This window comes from Leptospira venezuelensis, assembly GCF_002150035.1.
In the GTDB taxonomy this organism is placed as follows: Bacteria; Spirochaetota; Leptospiria; order Leptospirales; family Leptospiraceae; genus Leptospira_B; species Leptospira_B venezuelensis.
In genome coordinates, this window is record NZ_NETS01000010.1 from 1,459,562 (window position 1) to 1,475,795 (window position 16,234).

The following is a 16,234-nucleotide window of genomic DNA, read 5'->3' on the forward strand; positions in this document are numbered from 1 at the left end:
GATCGAAACGGACTTATTTAGACTTATTTTTGCGGATTCTATTTCTGTATTCGGAAGGTGTAAATCCGGTTTCCTTTCGGAAAACCTCGTTAAAAGCGGATTTGGAGCCAAATCCTGAAGAGTAAGCAATAGACAATAGAACTTCAGCAGGATCTGATTCAATTTTCTTTTTGGCCTCTTCTACTCTATACTCGTTCAATAATTGGAAAAAATTTTTTCCAATCTCGTTGTTCAGATATTCTGAAAGTTGGTGAGTACTGATCTCCAATTTACCTGCTAAAAATCCGAGGGTCAGGTCCTCTTTTAAGAATACCTTCTCCCTTTGGAATAGTGTTTCTAAGTTTTGTTTGATATCTTCCAGATCTAAACCATTCAATTGGGAAGCTCTGTATTTTTTCTCTTCTTCTACTACTCTTTGTACTTCTAAGAAAAATTCAGGGAATCCTTGGCGGAGAATGTATAAAGAGCATAAGAATATCCCAACTAAAGAACCAACTCCTTCTAAACCTCTTATGGATCCTAAAATTACGGAAATGAATCCGTATAATAAAATGATTAAAATACAAATGCTTACTCCTAAAATAGTAAGCATTCTAGCATCCTTGTATATTACGGAAAATCTAAAGCCCCAAAATAAACGAAAGAATGTGGAAAGTAAGAAGGCGAACATCACTCCCATTGTGGTCAGCACTGGAATTTTTAAGAATAATGGAAGACCTGTTTCTTGGAGACTTTTAAGTAATTCTATTTTTTCAGGACCTCCCGAAAAATAGAAAGGAGACATCCATAAAAATATTGCGAGTGCAGGAAGCATTTTCAGATAAAAAATCTTTTTGGATTCTGGAGTGTTTCCCATAGCAAGAAGGAGATAACGTTCTATAAAAGGTCCCATGAGCCCTGAAACAGGGAGATGAGTGAGATACATTCCCGGAAAATGAATGATCATCTTACAAGTTAGTAAAAATGCATGAGAGAGAAAGATCCCTACCAAGAAAAAAATAATCGCTAGTAAGTTTTGTTTTTCTCCTCTAGGTGAAGAGAAAACTTCTCCCAAGGAAAATAAAAACGCGAGTCCAATTGAAAAGACTAGAAAGAGGGATGTGTAAGATTGGATTCCAAACTCATTCATATTGTAATTTCCGCGATGCCAACCTTCTCCGCTGCCTTTACTAAAGATTGGTCCGCAGAATATAATCTTGCACTTCCTAGGATACAACTTGCAAGCAAATGTGCGTCTATCCAGCTGATTCCTAGTCCAGCCAGAGAATTTCTTTCTGAAAATATCATGGTCTCTTTATGGTTTGCGATCGGAACTTCTTTTAATTGGGCGTACTCTGTTAGAAAGGAGTTCTTATTTTTAAAATTTCCTAAACTGAGTTCTCCCTCTACCATAGGATGACGTCGCACCAGGCCAAGACCGAGCAATTCTACCAGTTTTGGATCCGACTTACGTAGATGATTGATCCAGACTGAGGTATCTACAAGTACCGCAGTCATTTAGAGGATTTTTTGCGGATTGGACCTTCTGCTTTAGGATCGCTTCCACCTAGGAGAGCCATTCTTTCTGCGGATTTTTCTCGAATAAGTGCGCGCAATCCTTCTTGTACGAGACGTGTCTTTTCTTGGATCCCAGTATAGTCTTGGGCGCTGGAAATCAGCTCATCGGGAATATACAGAGTGGTTTTGACGGCTATCATATATGGTAATATAAGGTGGTAAATGCCATATGTCAATGATATGGATGCGGAAAATTGATTCTAGAGCGGAAAAGTAATTCCGCTTCGCCGATAGCGAAGAAAATTTAGAAAGCACGAACTCTTCTTCTCCTCTGGACTCGATAATTATGTCACATATAGCGAGAACATCCCACTGAAGTCGAGCGGTGCCTCGCGAAGAAAGGGCAAAAAAACTTCTCTCTTGCATAAATAATGCCATCTGGCTGGGAATCTTGGCTAAAACCTTGACCAGGGACCCTGGGTAAAAATACTGTGTATTTCTAGCTCCTCTTCTGGGAGCGGGTAGATAGACATGCCCTCTTAGCTCAGTGGTAGAGCACTTCCATGGTAAGGAAGGGGTCACCAGTTCAAGCCTGGTAGAGGGCTAAGTTCGAATAGGTCTGTAGTTTAATGGTAGAACAAGGATCTCCAAAGTCCTTGGTGGGAGTTCGATTCTCTCCAGACCTGGAGTTATTCGCAGGTTCTTTGAGTTTAGGAAGGATTTATATAGTGAAGTTTGGCGCATTTGTACAAGAATGTAGAGAAGAACTAAAAAAAGTTCAATGGCCGAATAGACAAGAGGTAATGCAGTCCACCATCGTTGTTCTAGTCACGGTGTTATTTTTCTCTGCCTTTCTATTCTTTTCGGATACTGCGATTGTGAAGCTTCTTACCGGATTCTGGAATCTGTAAGAACTTAGGATTAAGTGTGATTATGATGGCTGATTTGAAATGGTATGCGTTACAGACTTATTCCGGTCACGAGAATAAGGTCCAGAAAAATCTGGAAAAGCTGATCCAACAGCGCAAGCTGGAGGAGAAGATTTCTCAAGTGCGTATTCCAACCATGGAAGTCGCCGAGATGAAGAACGGCAAAAAGAAGGTCACTAAGAAGAAACTTATGCCGGGCTATGTTCTTGTTGAAATGGATATGGACGAAGACCTTCGATTCATGATCCAAAGTCTTCCCTCAGTTTCTACTTTTGTAGGATCGAAAGATGGGGGACCTGAACCTCTTTCCGTTGACGAAGTGAAAAATCTTTTCGTGGAAACTGGAGAGTTCCAATCAGAGGAGCCAGTTACTCCTAGATTGTTGTTTAAAGTGGGAGATAGCCTGAAGATTATCGATGGCCCTTTCGCGAATTTTACTGGAGTCGTAGACGAGATCTTCCCAGACAAAGGAAGACTCAGAGTGAAGGTGGAGATTTTCGGACGCTCTACCCCTGTGGAATTAGATTATCTACAGGTCAAAACCGAACCCTGACCGGTGGGAGAACCGGGAGAAACAAATAAGGTGTTTCGCCAATGGCAGCAAAAAAAGTAGTAAAGCAGATTAAGCTCCAGGTTGAAGCCGGCAAGGCCAACCCTGCTCCTCCAGTCGGACCGGCTCTCGGTCAGGCAGGATTGAACATCATGGAGTTCTGCAAGCAGTTCAACGAAAGAAGTAAGTCCCAGATTGGGTACAAACTTCCAGTTGTAATTACAGTATTCTCCGACAGGAGTTTTACATTCATTACCAAGTCTCCTCCGGCAGCTCTTCTAGTTAAGAAAGCAATCGGATTAGAGTCTGGTTCCGCAACTCCTCATACCACTAAGGTAGGGAAGATTTCTCGTACGCAATTAGAAGAAATTGCTAAAACCAAAATGGAAGACTTAAACGCGAATGATCTGGACGCAGCTGTTCAAATTATCGCTGGGACTTGTCGTTCTATGGGCGTTACGGTAGAGGGTTAATTCATGAAACGCGGAAAAAAATATCGCGCGGCTAAAGAGAAAGTCGACGCAACTAAAGTTTATCCGATCGATAAAGCTGTAGAGTTAGCTCAGGCTACTTCTTATTCTAAATTCGATGGAACAATAGAAATCTCTACGAAAGTAAATTATAAATCTCTCCAAAACGTGAGGGGAACTATTTCTCTTCCTCATGGAACCGGTAAACTGGTTCGGGTTCTTGTTTTCTGCAAAGGAGACAAACAAAACGACGCGAAAAACGCAGGTGCGGAATTCGTGGGCGATATGGACCTGATCGAGAAAGTTGCTGGCGGTTGGACCGACTTCGACGCTTGCGTTGCTACTCCTGATATGATGAAGGAAGTAGGTAAACTGGGACCGATCTTAGGACGTAAAGGTTTAATGCCTAAACCTAAGGCTGGAACAGTAACTAACGATGTTGCGAAAGCAGTTGGCGAGCTGAAATCAGGACGTATTGAATATCGTCCGGACAAAGGCGGAGTCGTTCACCTAGGTGTTGGGAAAGTCAGTTTTGATCATACCAAACTAGTAGAAAACATTCGTACAGTAGTTCAAACTCTTCTCCGAGACAAACCTTCGGATGCAAAGGGTGATTATCTGAAAACTTTCTCCGTGTCCCCAACTATGGGTGCCGGTGTGAAAGTAGACGTTAAGGAACTGGTCAACACATCCCTATAAGGGTGTAGTAGACGGGAGTAGGAACAATGCCCAGCCAGGAAAAAATTGAAGCAGTTGCCGAGTTAAAAGGCAGATTAGAAAAACGTAGCGACTTTATCCTAGCCAGCTACAGCGGACTCACAGTAGAAGAGATTACAAATCTTCGCGCGAAACTTCGTAAAGAAGGTTCCGAGATGAAAGTGATCAAGAACAATCTCTTTCTACTCGCACTTAAAGAATCCGAGAAGCATAAGGATAAGAACATCGCCTTTGGATCCGAATACCAAGGACCTCTAGCGGCGATTTTCTCTGACGCGAATCTTCCAAATGCAGCGAAGATCCTAAAAGAATACGCTAAGACGAATAAAAATCTTATTCTGAAAGCGGGTTACTTAGACGGATCCGTTCTGAACGCGGATGATGTGGAAGCAATCGCAGGTCTTCCGTCAAGAGAGCAACTCTTGGCTCAGATCGCTGGTGGTATTAACGGTCCGGCAAGAAGCATCGCTTCTGGTCTGAATCAAATTATCGCTGGTCTTGCAAGAGCTATCCAAGCTGTCGCAGAGAAGAACAATCAGTAAGAACCAATTTTAGTAAGTAAGTAGTTTAAAGGACCAAACGGAATCAAAGGAGCACAAAATGTCTACCACTGAAGCGTTATTAGAGCAACTCGGCAAACTTACCCTTGTGGAAGCAGCCGACCTAGTTAAAAAAATGGAGGAGAAGTTCGGAATTTCCGCAGCGGCTCCAGTAGCAGTAGCAGCTGCAGCACCAGCAGGTGGCGGAGCAGCGGCAGCAGATGAGCCTGCTTCCTTCAACGTTGTATTGAAAGGTTTCGGCGATAAAAAAATCGAAGTTATCAAGGTTGTTCGCGAGATCACTGGTCTTGGCTTGAAAGAAGCAAAAGATCTAGTAGAAGCTGGCGGAAAGTCTGTTAAAGACGGCGTTGCGAAAGCAGAAGCTGACGACATCAAAAAGAAATTAGAAGCTGTCGGAGCTCAAATCGAACTTAAGGCTGTCTAATCAGGGAGCCGAGGCTTTGTCTCCTCGATATCTGATTAAAATCCTTTCACTCAGGCAAGGAGGCCAGCGTACTTCCTTGCCTTATTGCATTTTTTCGCGCAGTTATAATTTTCCATCATCCCAGGGAGCACACGAATGTACGGTCAAGTAGAAAGAAAACGGGTAAACTTCGGTAAGATCACCAATTTGGATTACCTTCCTAACTTGATTCAGATTCAGAAGAAGTCTTTCGATTGGTTTCTTCAATCAGAAGTTAAGGATCCCACAAAAAGAAAAAACCAGGGACTAGAAGCGGTTTTTAGAGAAACCTTCCCTATTGAAAGTCCGAACAACGACATGGTGATGGAATACAGCCACTATGTTTTAGGAGACGCTAAAAAATCTCCTCAAGAATGTAAGGACACAGATGCTACTTTTGCTCTTCCTTTAAAAGCAGTTATTCGACTCATCATCAAAGAAACCGGAGAGATCCGTGAGCAAGTCGTTTATATGGGCGATCTTCCTGTAATGACTGAGCAAGGAACTTTTATCATCAATGGAGCTGAGCGTGTTGTAGTTTCTCAGCTTCACCGTTCACCAGGTATCTTCTTCTCTTATGATGAAGAAAGAGATACTTACTCTGCCAGAGTGATCCCTTATCGCGGATCCTGGTTGGAATTTGAAATGGACAATAAGGGAATCCTGGTCGCTAAAATTGACCGTAAGAAAAAATTCCCTGCAACTCTTCTTGTTAAGTCTTTAGGACACGGAACAAACGAAGAGATCTTACGTCTTTTCTATAAATCCTCCAAAGCAAAAATCGGCGGAGCTTCCACAAAAGAACTTAAACGTCTGATCGGACGTAGAGTGATCGCTGATGTGATCAATATGGAAACCGGAGAGGTAATGCTCGATGCCGGTTCCAAAATCAACGAAGATAATATCTCCATCTTAAAAGAGATGAAGGTGAAGGAAGTTGAGTTAGTAGAATATCCTAAAGACAAGGATAATCCTGTTTTAGTGAACTGCTTGGAAAAAGACGGCGTCAACGATTACGAAGATGCAGTTCTAAAATTCCACGGTATCATGAGACAAGGTGAACCTTCTACGATTGAGAACGCAGAAGCTGAATTGAATCGCCTATTCTTCTCTCCTAAATCTTTTGATTTGGGTGATGTTGGTCGTTACAAGATCAATAGCAAATTTGAATTCAATAACCCTAAAGAATTTACAAGTGCGATAGAAAGAGTTCTTCGTCCTGCAGATATCATCGAGACTGTACGTTACCTTCTCAACTTGATTTCTGAAACAGAGAACTACTATCCGGATGATATTGACCACTTAGGGAACCGTCGTATTCGTTCCGTTGGTGAACTAATCGCTAACCAATTAAAAGTTGGTTTCACTCGTGTTGAAAGAGTGATCAAAGAAAGAATGACTGTTCAAGAAGTTGGAACTCAAACACCACAACTTCTGATTTCCATTAAGCCGATCACTGCAGTGATCAATGAGTTCTTTGGATCCAGCCAATTGTCCCAGTTTATGGACCAGACAAACCCTCTGGCAGAGCTCACTCACAAACGTCGTTTGAACGCTTTAGGACCTGGAGGTCTTTCCAGAGATAGAGCAGGATTCGAGGTGCGTGACGTTCACTATAGCCACTACGGCCGTATGTGTCCGATTGAAACTCCTGAAGGTCCAAACATCGGACTCATTCTCTCTATGTCTTCATATGCGAGAGTGAATGATTACGGATTCTTGGAAACTCCTTACAGAGTAGTTAAAAACAGCAAAGTATCCAATAACATAGAATACCTAACCGCCGATAAGGAAGAATATCATTCTATTGCGGTTTCTTCTTCTCCTGTAGATGAAAAGGGAGAGTTTAAAAATAAACTTATCTCTACTCGTCACAGATCGGATTACCCTTTCCGCAACCCGAACGAGATCCAGTACATGGACTTAGCTCCAATGCAGGTGGTATCCGTTTCTACTGCGTTAATACCATTCTTAGAGCATGATGACGCGAACCGTGCGCTCATGGGTTCTAACATGCAACGTCAGGCGGTTCCTCTTCTTAGACAAGAGGCGCCTTTCGTTGGAACTGGAATGGAAACTCGTGCAGCTTACGATTCTCGTATTTGTATCATCTCCAGACATGATGGTGTGGTTACTTACGTAGACGCGGAGAAGGTTGTAATCGAGCGTAAGGGCGGAAAAGAATCCGATACTTACGATCTTACTAAATTTAAGAAGACCAACCAAGGTACTTGTTTTAACCAAACTCCGGTTGTTGGAGTAGTTCACTCAGAGATCGACGGTAAAGTTACTAAAGTCAGCAAAGAGAAAATCGAAGTGACTGCGGATAACGGAAACGTTCGCGAATACAATCTGATCTCCGGTAATAAACAATACCAGCCGATCGTTTCCAACGGAGAAGAAGTTCGTAGAGGAACAACTATCGCAGGACAGATCGTTTCCGGCGAAAGAATGGATGAGAACGGTAACATTCTACAAAAGGGAACTGTCCTTGCAGACGGTCCTGCGGTGGACAACGGAACTCTCGCACTTGGACGTAACGTTCTTGTGGCTTTTATGCCTTGGGAAGGTTACAACTTCGAGGATGCGATCCTAATCTCCGAAAAAGTTGTAAAAGACGATATTTTCTCTTCTATCCACATCGAAGAGTTCGAGATCCAAGCAAGAGAAACCAAACTTGGACAAGAGCAGATCACAAGAGATATTCCGAACCTTTCGGACAAAGCTTTCCGTGATCTAGATGAAACCGGTGTGATCCGTGTTGGTGCAGAAGTAAAACCGGGAGACATCCTGGTAGGTATGGTGACTCCTAAGGGAGAAACTGATCTAACTCCTGAATACAAACTTCTTCACTCCATCTTCGGAGAAAAAGCGAAAGAAGTAAGAGATTCTTCTCTTCGTATGCCGAACGGTTTCGAAGGAACTGTAATCGATATCAAACGTTTCTCACGCGAGAAGGGAGATGAACTTCCTGCTGGTGTAGAAGAAATGGTGAAAGTTTTCGTAGCTCGTAAACGTAAACTTCTGGTCGGAGATAAAATGGCAGGACGCCACGGTAACAAGGGTGTCGTTGCACGTATCATGGCAGAAGAAGATATGCCTTACATGGAAGACGGTACTCCAATGGATATCGTTCTGAACCCGTTAGGTGTTCCTTCTCGTATGAACCTCGGACAGATTTTCGAAACTCAACTCGGACTTGCTGCAAGCAAACTGGGAATCAATTTCGAAACTCCAGTTTTCGACGGAGCTACAGAAGCGGATGTAGAGAAGTATTGCAAAGAAGCAAATCTTCCTCTCAGCTCTAAATTCAAATTATACGACGGACGTACCGGATTACCTTTCATGAACGAGGTATTCTGTGGTTACATCTACATGTTGAAACTCGCTCACTTGGTGGACGATAAGATTCACGCTCGTTCTACCGGACCTTACTCTTTGGTTACTCAACAACCACTCGGAGGAAAGGCTCAGTTCGGTGGTCAGCGTTTGGGAGAGATGGAGGTCTGGGCTCTCGAAGCTTACGGAGCATCTCATACTCTTCAGGAACTTCTTACCATCAAGTCTGACGATATGCTCGGAAGAGCAAGAATCTATGAAGCTATCGTTAAAGGTATCCATTCCATTAAACCTGGAATTCCGGAATCCTTCAACGTACTAGTGCAGGAACTCAGGGGACTTGCATTGGATATCGTTATCACTGACTCGGAAGGTAACAGCGTTGATATCTCCGACTACGAAGACGAATATTCCAAGAGCAAGAAGAAGATTAAGTTCGAAACGATCGAGAACGCCTAAGGGAAGTAAGGTAGCATGAGATCCAATAACGATTTTGAATCAATAACAATCAGATTAGCGTCTCCAGAAAGAATCAAAGAATGGTCTTACGGAGAAGTCAAAAAACCTGAGACAATCAACTACCGTACTTTAAAGCCGGAGAGAGATGGTCTTTTCTGCGAGAAAATTTTCGGAACTACTAAGGACTGGGAATGTTACTGCGGAAAATTCAAATCTATCCGTTACAAGGGTGTGGTTTGCGACAAATGTGGTGTCGAGGTAACTCACTCCAAAGTTCGTCGTGAGCGTATGGGTCATATCGAGCTTGCGGCTCCTGTTTCTCATATCTGGTACTATCGTTCCGTTCCTTCCAGAATGGGACTTCTCTTGGACATGACCATCAATCAGCTCAAGAGTGTTCTTTATTTCGAAAAATATGTGATCATCGATCCGGCTGATACCGGAAGAAATCGCGGCGAGCTAATCGACGAAGAAGAATATCACGCATACCTAGACGAATACGGCGACAAGTTTGTTGCTGGTATAGGTGCGGACGCGATCAAAGAACTTCTTTCTCGTATCGATGTTGATGCAGAAGCACGTATCATTCGCCAAAAGATCCAAGAAAAAGAAAAGATCTCCGACAAAAGAATCCTGAAACGTTTGGAAGTATTAGAAGCATTCCGCGATTCAGGAAACCGTCCTGAGTGGATGGTCCTTGATGTGGTTCCGGTCATTCCACCTGAACTTCGTCCAATGGTTCAATTAGAAGGTGGACGTTTTGCTACCTCCGACTTGAACGATCTATATCGTAGAGTTATCAACAGAAATAACCGTCTTAAACGTCTTCTCGCGTTAAAAGCTCCTGAGATCATCGTTCGTAACGAAAAACGTATGCTCCAAGAAGCGGTTGACGCGTTATTCGATAATAGCCGCCGCAAACGTACCGTAAAAGGTAAAGGTAACAGACCTCTTAAATCCATTTCAGACATGTTGAAAGGAAAACAAGGTCGTTTCCGCCAAAACCTACTCGGTAAACGTGTGGATTACTCCGGTCGTTCGGTGATCGTAGTTGGTCCAGAGCTGAAATATCACGAGATGGGTCTTCCTAAGAAGATGGCTCTCGAGCTATTTAAACCTTTTATAATGAAACGTTTGGTGGATCTGGATTTAGCTCCAAACATCAAATCTGCTAAGAAGAAAGTAGAAGCAGAAGAAAAAGAAGTTTTCGACGTTCTTGAAACAGTAGTGAAAGAGCACCCGGTTATGTTAAACCGTGCTCCTACTCTTCACCGTTTAGGGATCCAAGCATTCCTTCCGGTTCTTGTAGAAGGAAAAGCGATCAAACTTCACCCGTTAGTATGTCACGCATTCAATGCTGACTTCGACGGTGACCAGATGGCGATACACGTTCCACTGACTCCAAAAGCTCAGTTGGAAGTATGGATGCTTATGCTTTCTCCTCACAATATCTTGAACCCTGCAAACGGTCACCCGATCTGCGGACCTACTCAAGATATCGTACTTGGAATTTATTATCTAACTTCTGAACTTCCAACCGAAGCAGGAGTTCCTCTTAAATCATTCGCGAACCTTGATGAGGTTACTTACGCGATCGATAGAGGAGTGATAGAGTATAGAACTAAAATTTCCGTTCTTCACCAAGGAAAGATCCTGGAGACTACTGCGGGTCGTTTGATCTTCAATACTGTTCTTCCGGAAGGTTATCCTTATGTGAACCGTGCTCTCTCCGATAAAGAGACGAACAGGATCATTGCGGAAGTTTATGAGAAATACGGACCGGCTCAAACCGTTCTGATGCTAGACGATATTAAGAAATTAGGATATCGTTATGCTACAATTTTCAGCCCGACTATCTCTATCGAAGACATCAGAGTGTCTCCGGGTAAAGTTACTCTTGTTGGTGACGCTAACAAAGAAGTGGAGAGAGCCGACGGAGAATATCGTAAAGGTATTATCACAAACGAAGAACGTAAGAAAAAAGTGATCGAGATCTGGACTAAAACCAACGACCTCATCACTGACTCCATGTTCAAAGAACTTGAGAAGGACAAAGGTGGATACAACCCTGTATTCATCATGGCGGCTTCCGGTGCTCGTGGATCTAAACAACAGATCCGTCAGTTGGCTGGTATGCGTGGTCTGATGGCGAAACCTTCTGGTGAGATCATCGAACTTGCGATTCGTTCCAACTTCCGCGAGGGATTAAGCGTTCTTGAATTCTTTATCTCTACTCACGGTGCTCGTAAAGGTCTTGCGGATACAGCGTTAAAAACTGCGGACGCGGGTTACTTGACTCGTCGTTTGGTGGATATTTCTCAAGACGTTATCGTAGCAGAAGATGATTGCGGAACTGAAGAATGTATCACTCTCGGAACCGTAAAAGAAGGTGAGAACGTAATCGTTTCTCTTAGCGACCGTGTATTCGGACGTTTTACTTCTGAAGATATCGTAGACCCTGTTTCTGAAACTGTAGTTTATCCTAAAGGATCTTTGATCACTAGAGAAGTAGGACAGAAACTCGAAAACCTCGGTTACGAGAAAATCAAGGTTCGTTCACCTCTAACTTGCGAAGCTCGTTGGGGAATCTGTATTAAATGTTACGGTATGGATATGGCTCGTCTGACTCCAGCAGAGATTGGAGAAGCAGTCGGAACTATCGCAGCTCAGTCCATCGGACAGCCTGGAACTCAGTTGACGATGAGAACATTCCACATCGGTGGTGCGGCTTCTGCGAAAGTACAAGAGAAGGAGCACAAAGTAGGATACCGCGCGATCGTGAATTCGATCAACGGTAGAACTTTACAAACTTCTGATAGAGGTTTGATCTTCTCTCGTCGTGGATCCATCGTAGTTCAGAGATTGATCCAACAGTTCAATTCTTCTGACCTAACCAACCTTAGGGTAGAAAACGGACAGAAAGTGGATAAGGGAGAGTTGGTTGCAACTCTTGCTTCTGGAGAGAACGTAACTTCCGAAGCTCCAGGAACAGTAAAAATCGCAGACGGACTCTTCAGAATTCTGGGAGAAGAAGCGGTTGTTCCTGTAAAAACTTCTACCACTCTGAATGTGAAAGTAGGGCAAATCACTGAGCCGAACCAAGCTTTAGGAGAATTTGACCCATTCAACGAAATCGGAGTTACCGAGATCGAAGGAACTGCTGCTTGGGTGGATCTGGAAGTCGGTAAGAACGTTCGTAGGGACGAGGACGTTAAGACGTCTAACGTTAATTATAAAGTAATCGAGCAACGTAGGGAAAAATTGATCCCAAGAATCGTGGTGTCTTCTGGCGGAAGCAAAGAAGAATATCTGGTTCCAGTGGATGCTATCATCTCCGTTCAAAACGGAGACAAAGTGAAAGCGGGAGACATCCTCTTCAAGATACCAACCGTTGCAGAAAAAACCCGGGATATTACCGGTGGTCTTCCAAGGGTAGACGAACTTTTCGAAGCTCGTCGTCCTAAAGACGCAACCACTCTTGCAGAAACTGACGGAAAGATTGAAGATAATGGAGAGATCGTAAAAGAAAAACGAGTTCTCTATATCGTTCCTGATAACGAAGAGTTGGATAAAGTAAAAGTAACCATTCCGATCGGAAAACAATTACGTGTTCGTCACGGAGACTTCGTAAAACGCGGAGATCAAATGGACGACGGAAACCTGGATCCACACGATATCTTGAGAGTAAAAGGTGTTACAGCACTTCAAGTATATCTTGTGCAAGAGGTTCAAGAGGTTTACAGACTACAAGGGGTGCATATCAACGATAAGCACATCGAAGTAGTTGTTCGCCAGATGATGCGTAAGGTTTTAATTACCGATTCCGGAGACACATCTTTCGTGAACCAACAACAAGTGGATCGTTTCGCTTTCTTGGAAGAAAACAAGAGAGTGATAGCTGAAGGAGGATCTCCGGCTCAGTGTGTTCCGATCTTATTAGGTTTAACGAAAGCATCTTTGAATACTGAGTCGTTCTTCTCGGCTGCTTCCTTCCAGGAAACAACTAAGGTGTTAACAGACGCTGCAATCAAAGGAAAAACTGATAACTTAGCGGGACTTAAAGAGAACGTTATTATCGGTCACATGATCCCTGCGGGAACCGGAATGAGAAAATATCGCGATGTCGCGGTGTTCAAAGAAACTTACGGGGATCTAGATCGTCCTCTGGAAGTGGAAGAGGAAGAAATTCCGATGGCCATACCGGAAGACAACGAGAATTAAAGGAAAGCTTTACAATAGAGCAGGGTCGGAAGAACTGGTAAAATAGGTCACCGGCCTGCTAAAAAGAAGAAACTCATGCCTACAATTAGCCAACTTATACGTCACGGCAGGAAGAAACAGGTTAACAAATCTAAATCTCCTGCATTAAAAAGCAGTCCTCAACGTAGAGGCGTTTGCACGAAGGTGACAACCTTCACACCGAAAAAACCTAACTCAGCTTTGAGAAAAGTTGCAAGGGTTCGTTTAACAACCGGTATCGAAGTGACCGCTTATATTCCCGGTGAGGGACATAACCTGCAAGAGCACAACGTTGTTCTTATCCGCGGGGGAAGGGTAAAAGACCTTCCAGGGGTTCGTTATCATATTATCCGTGGTACCTTGGATACTCTCGGTATCGATAAACGTCGTAAGAGTCGTTCTAAGTATGGAACGAAAAAACCTAAGGCGTAAGGGAGTTTAGGAATGTCTAGAAGAAGAGGAAAAGTAGAACCGCGCAAGATCCAACCGGATTCGGTTTATGGAGATGCAAACATCGCGAAGTTTATCAACTGCTTGATGTTGGACGGAAAAAAATCCGTAGCAGAATCTTTGTTTTATGACGCTCTGGATCTGATCCAAAAGAAGACTGGAAACGATCCTTACGTAACTTTTAAAGAAGCATTAGAAAACGTTAAACCACAAGTGGAAGTAAAATCCCGCCGCGTGGGTGGTGTTACCTACCAAGTTCCGATCGAAGTTCGTCCGGAAAGACGTTTAGCTCTTGGAATCAGATGGTTAATCCGTTATTCCAGAGACAGAAACGAAAAGGGTATGGCTAACAAGCTTGCTGCAGAATTTATCGAGGCTCAAAAAGGCACCGGAGCAGCAATTAAGAAGAAAGAAGATATCCGTAAAATGGCAGATGCTAACAAAGCATTCAGCCACTATCGCTGGTAAGAATCTTTTAACTTATAGTTTGCGGTTGCATGAGACCGCGAACAGGTTTAATGAAGGGACTCCTAAAAGAGTCCCTTTTTTATTTCTCTATGCCTAATCAGATTTCCTGCTTCTTTTATGGACAAAAGAATTTCTTTGGAAAGAATCAGGTCATGGGACAAAAACTTTCTATCTTATATCTATTCTTTATAATACTTTCACTTTCCTGCGGAGGACCTTACGTAAAAATTCCGGATTCCGCTGAAATAGGAAAAGAATACCCTTTTCCAGAAGAAGAATCTATCGCTAAGCGAACTTTGGAACTGACTCTCACTTCCCTTAAGGAATCGTATAAAGATGGGGCCGTTGTAAGAAGGGATGCGCATCCTAAACATCATGGCTGTGTGGCTGCTACTTTTACTGTAAAAAAGGATCTAGACTCTCAGTTTAGATTGGGAGTTTTCCAGCCAGGGAAATCATATCAAAGTTTAATTCGTTTTTCTAATGGATCTCAAAAACCGAAAGCAGATCTGGAAGGGGATATTCGAGGTGTAGGGATCAAACTTTTTGATATTCCCGGAAAGAAAATCCTAAGCGAGGAAGCAAAAGAGACAACTCAAGATTTCTTGCTGATCAATCATCCTGTTCTTCCCGTTGGTGCGCCTGATGAATACTTGGCTTTATTTGAAGCTGCGTTTGCAGGAAAACCAGGTTCTTATTTTTTTGGCTGGAATCCATTTGGATGGAAGTTAGGCGGCCTTTCCAAAGTGAGAGCCATCCGTGGCAAAAAAATCTCCAGTCCATTAGAAATTCGTTATTGGTCTACCACTCCGTATGCTTTTGGAGAAGGTAGGGCAGTTAAATATTCTGTAAAACCGTGTTCTGAAACAAAATCGGAAATCCCTGATAGTCCAACCGAAAACTATCTAAGAGATACAATGAGTAAACAACTGAAGGAATCTTCCGCTTGTTTCACTTTTATGGTCCAAATCCAAAAAGATCCTAAGTCTATGCCGGTAGAAGATCCGGCCATTGTTTGGGATGAAGAAGTTTCTCCATTTTATCCTGTTGCAGATATCTTGATACCTAAGCAGGAATTTACAAATGAAAAGATGGATTCACTTTGTGAAAACGTATCTTACACTCCTTGGCATTCTCTCCAAGAGCATAGACCGTTAGGCGGAATTAATCGAGTTAGAAAATCTGTTTATCAAGCGATTTCCGATTATAGACATGGGCAGAATAAAACCCAGAGAAAGGAAATAGATAAGAAGGATATTCCTTCTAAATTAATTCCTTAAACGCTCGTTCTCCATTGAGTTAGGCTAAGTCATATAAACCTGGCTTAACTATTGGTAATTTATGATACACAAACTTTTGGCGATCTTTTTGATTCTCTGCGGAATCTATTCAAACCTTTTCGCAGAGAATAGAGCCACTCTCCAATTAAAAAAAGAAACTATATTAGGAATCTATTGGGGACCGGAGAATAGAACATTCGGTTGGTATTTAGAATTCAGAGAAGACTTTACATTTTTCGAAAATTACGATGGAGATGGATGCGGAGGATACTCCGGAACTTATAAGATAGAATCGGATAAGATCATATTGAAGGCTTCCGAAGATGAAGTGTGTAAGCCAAATGATTTTCAAGCCAATCGAACCTGTCGAATTGTTCCTACAAAATATTCTCTCCGTTATTATGCAAAATTATACTGTTCTAATGATGCAAACTACTTTGGCGGATTTCTTCTTCCTGAATCCACAGATAGAAAGATCGAAGGTATTCCAGTTAAGACCATTCCAGGAAAAGCAAAATACTTATCCAAATCAAGTCCGGCAAGGATAGGCCCAGGTTATGAATTTCCATCTATAATTTGTAATACTAATGAAGATGATAAAAGGATCCAAACGGATAGATTCCCAGAAAAATCGAAATTAGTGCTCCTTGCAAAAACGGAAGGAAGTAAAGATCCTAAAGGAAAATCCGAAATTTGGTTTTACGCGGATATTCCTTTAGATTGGGGAGGAGGCTGCTTTTATAAGGGTAGAGGTTATACTAGCGCTTGGTTTCCTAAATCAGTTCTATTCGATATGGCTGAATCGAAGATCGAATCGTATGATTGAGGCAACTT

The 16,234-nt window shown here is 42.7% G+C and carries 15 protein-coding genes and 2 tRNA genes; 14 read left to right on the plus strand and 3 right to left on the minus strand.

Going from position 1 to position 16,234, the window contains the following annotated elements; translation table 11 throughout:
• Positions 1 to 13: 13 nt before the first annotated feature.
• From B1C82_RS14110 to B1C82_RS14120, 3 genes are read right to left on the minus strand one after another with little or no spacing between them, the layout of a single operon-like run.
• Positions 14 to 1,129 (minus strand): helix-turn-helix domain-containing protein, encoded by a 1,116-nt coding sequence (locus B1C82_RS14110; RefSeq protein WP_086448163.1) that lies wholly within the window; start codon positions 1,127 to 1,129, stop codon positions 14 to 16.
• Positions 1,126 to 1,497: a type II toxin-antitoxin system VapC family toxin gene (locus tag B1C82_RS14115; RefSeq protein ID WP_086448164.1), complete on the minus strand. Its 372-nt coding sequence runs from the start codon at positions 1,495 to 1,497 to the stop codon at positions 1,126 to 1,128. Before B1C82_RS14115 ends, B1C82_RS14110 begins: the two co-directional genes overlap by 4 nt.
• A complete protein-coding gene (locus B1C82_RS14120) occupies positions 1,494 to 1,697 on the minus strand; it encodes a type II toxin-antitoxin system VapB family antitoxin (protein WP_086448165.1) in 204 nt (67 codons plus the stop codon). Before B1C82_RS14120 ends, B1C82_RS14115 begins: the two co-directional genes overlap by 4 nt.
• Positions 1,698 to 2,030: 333 nt before the next feature.
• On the opposite strand from B1C82_RS14120, the gene B1C82_RS14125 reads away from it, so the two are divergent.
• From B1C82_RS14125 to B1C82_RS14190, 14 genes are all read left to right on the plus strand, one after another.
• A tRNA-Thr gene (locus B1C82_RS14125) sits at positions 2,031 to 2,102 on the plus strand.
• A 10-nt stretch (positions 2,103 to 2,112) separates the two neighbouring features.
• A tRNA-Trp gene (locus B1C82_RS14130) sits at positions 2,113 to 2,183 on the plus strand.
• Between the two features lie 42 nt (positions 2,184 to 2,225).
• Positions 2,226 to 2,408, plus strand: a complete 183-nt coding sequence (gene secE / locus B1C82_RS14135) for a preprotein translocase subunit SecE (protein WP_086448612.1) — start codon at positions 2,226 to 2,228, stop codon at positions 2,406 to 2,408.
• Between the two features lie 25 nt (positions 2,409 to 2,433).
• The gene (gene nusG / locus B1C82_RS14140) at positions 2,434 to 2,979 is read left to right on the plus strand and encodes a transcription termination/antitermination protein NusG (protein WP_086448613.1); all 546 of its coding nucleotides are present in this window, start codon (positions 2,434 to 2,436) and stop codon (positions 2,977 to 2,979) included.
• A gap of 41 nt (positions 2,980 to 3,020) precedes the next feature.
• Positions 3,021 to 3,449: a 50S ribosomal protein L11 gene (rplK, locus tag B1C82_RS14145; protein ID WP_086448166.1), complete on the plus strand. Its 429-nt coding sequence runs from the start codon at positions 3,021 to 3,023 to the stop codon at positions 3,447 to 3,449.
• 3 nt (positions 3,450 to 3,452) lie between these two features.
• Positions 3,453 to 4,145 carry a 50S ribosomal protein L1 gene (rplA, locus tag B1C82_RS14150; RefSeq protein ID WP_086448167.1) on the plus strand — a complete coding sequence of 231 codons (693 nt, stop codon included), beginning with the start codon at positions 3,453 to 3,455 and terminating at the stop codon, positions 4,143 to 4,145.
• 26 nt (positions 4,146 to 4,171) lie between these two features.
• A complete protein-coding gene (gene rplJ / locus B1C82_RS14155) occupies positions 4,172 to 4,705 on the plus strand; it encodes a 50S ribosomal protein L10 (RefSeq protein ID WP_086448168.1) in 534 nt (177 codons plus the stop codon).
• Between the two features lie 58 nt (positions 4,706 to 4,763).
• The gene (gene rplL, locus B1C82_RS14160; RefSeq protein ID WP_086448169.1) at positions 4,764 to 5,147 is read left to right on the plus strand and encodes a 50S ribosomal protein L7/L12; all 384 of its coding nucleotides are present in this window, start codon (positions 4,764 to 4,766) and stop codon (positions 5,145 to 5,147) included.
• 135 nt (positions 5,148 to 5,282) lie between these two features.
• Positions 5,283 to 8,963 carry a DNA-directed RNA polymerase subunit beta gene (gene rpoB, locus B1C82_RS14165; protein ID WP_086448170.1) on the plus strand — a complete coding sequence of 1,227 codons (3,681 nt, stop codon included), beginning with the start codon at positions 5,283 to 5,285 and terminating at the stop codon, positions 8,961 to 8,963.
• Between the two features lie 15 nt (positions 8,964 to 8,978).
• Positions 8,979 to 13,184 (plus strand): DNA-directed RNA polymerase subunit beta', encoded by a 4,206-nt coding sequence (gene rpoC / locus B1C82_RS14170; protein ID WP_086448171.1) that lies wholly within the window; start codon positions 8,979 to 8,981, stop codon positions 13,182 to 13,184.
• Between the two features lie 75 nt (positions 13,185 to 13,259).
• Positions 13,260 to 13,634, plus strand: a complete 375-nt coding sequence (gene rpsL / locus B1C82_RS14175) for a 30S ribosomal protein S12 (RefSeq protein WP_008596375.1) — start codon at positions 13,260 to 13,262, stop codon at positions 13,632 to 13,634.
• Between the two features lie 12 nt (positions 13,635 to 13,646).
• Positions 13,647 to 14,120 carry a 30S ribosomal protein S7 gene (gene rpsG / locus B1C82_RS14180; protein ID WP_008594381.1) on the plus strand — a complete coding sequence of 158 codons (474 nt, stop codon included), beginning with the start codon at positions 13,647 to 13,649 and terminating at the stop codon, positions 14,118 to 14,120.
• A gap of 152 nt (positions 14,121 to 14,272) precedes the next feature.
• Positions 14,273 to 15,400 (plus strand): catalase family protein, encoded by a 1,128-nt coding sequence (locus tag B1C82_RS14185; RefSeq protein ID WP_086448614.1) that lies wholly within the window; start codon positions 14,273 to 14,275, stop codon positions 15,398 to 15,400.
• A gap of 61 nt (positions 15,401 to 15,461) precedes the next feature.
• A complete protein-coding gene (locus tag B1C82_RS14190) occupies positions 15,462 to 16,226 on the plus strand; it encodes a hypothetical protein (RefSeq protein ID WP_086448172.1) in 765 nt (254 codons plus the stop codon).
• Positions 16,227 to 16,234: the final 8 nt, after the last annotated feature.

Excerpts from the sequence above, each read along its gene's own strand:
- nusG (WP_086448613.1), top strand. The coding sequence starts at position 2,434 with ATGGCTGATTTGAAATGGTATGCGTTACAGACTTATTCCGGTCACGAG.
- rpsL (WP_008596375.1), top strand. The coding sequence starts at position 13,260 with ATGCCTACAATTAGCCAACTTATACGTCACGGCAGGAAGAAACAGGTT.
- B1C82_RS14110 (WP_086448163.1), bottom strand. The coding sequence starts at position 1,129 with ATGAATGAGTTTGGAATCCAATCTTACACATCCCTCTTTCTAGTCTTT.
- B1C82_RS14115 (WP_086448164.1), bottom strand. The coding sequence starts at position 1,497 with ATGACTGCGGTACTTGTAGATACCTCAGTCTGGATCAATCATCTACGT.
- rplJ (WP_086448168.1), top strand. The coding sequence starts at position 4,172 with ATGCCCAGCCAGGAAAAAATTGAAGCAGTTGCCGAGTTAAAAGGCAGA.
- rplA (WP_086448167.1), top strand. The coding sequence starts at position 3,453 with ATGAAACGCGGAAAAAAATATCGCGCGGCTAAAGAGAAAGTCGACGCA.
- rpsG (WP_008594381.1), top strand. The coding sequence starts at position 13,647 with ATGTCTAGAAGAAGAGGAAAAGTAGAACCGCGCAAGATCCAACCGGAT.
- B1C82_RS14190 (WP_086448172.1), top strand. The coding sequence starts at position 15,462 with ATGATACACAAACTTTTGGCGATCTTTTTGATTCTCTGCGGAATCTAT.
- rpoB (WP_086448170.1), top strand. The coding sequence starts at position 5,283 with ATGTACGGTCAAGTAGAAAGAAAACGGGTAAACTTCGGTAAGATCACC.
- rplL (WP_086448169.1), top strand. The coding sequence starts at position 4,764 with ATGTCTACCACTGAAGCGTTATTAGAGCAACTCGGCAAACTTACCCTT.
- B1C82_RS14185 (WP_086448614.1), top strand. The coding sequence starts at position 14,273 with ATGGGACAAAAACTTTCTATCTTATATCTATTCTTTATAATACTTTCA.
- rpoC (WP_086448171.1), top strand. The coding sequence starts at position 8,979 with ATGAGATCCAATAACGATTTTGAATCAATAACAATCAGATTAGCGTCT.
- rplK (WP_086448166.1), top strand. The coding sequence starts at position 3,021 with ATGGCAGCAAAAAAAGTAGTAAAGCAGATTAAGCTCCAGGTTGAAGCC.
- B1C82_RS14120 (WP_086448165.1), bottom strand. The coding sequence starts at position 1,697 with ATGATAGCCGTCAAAACCACTCTGTATATTCCCGATGAGCTGATTTCC.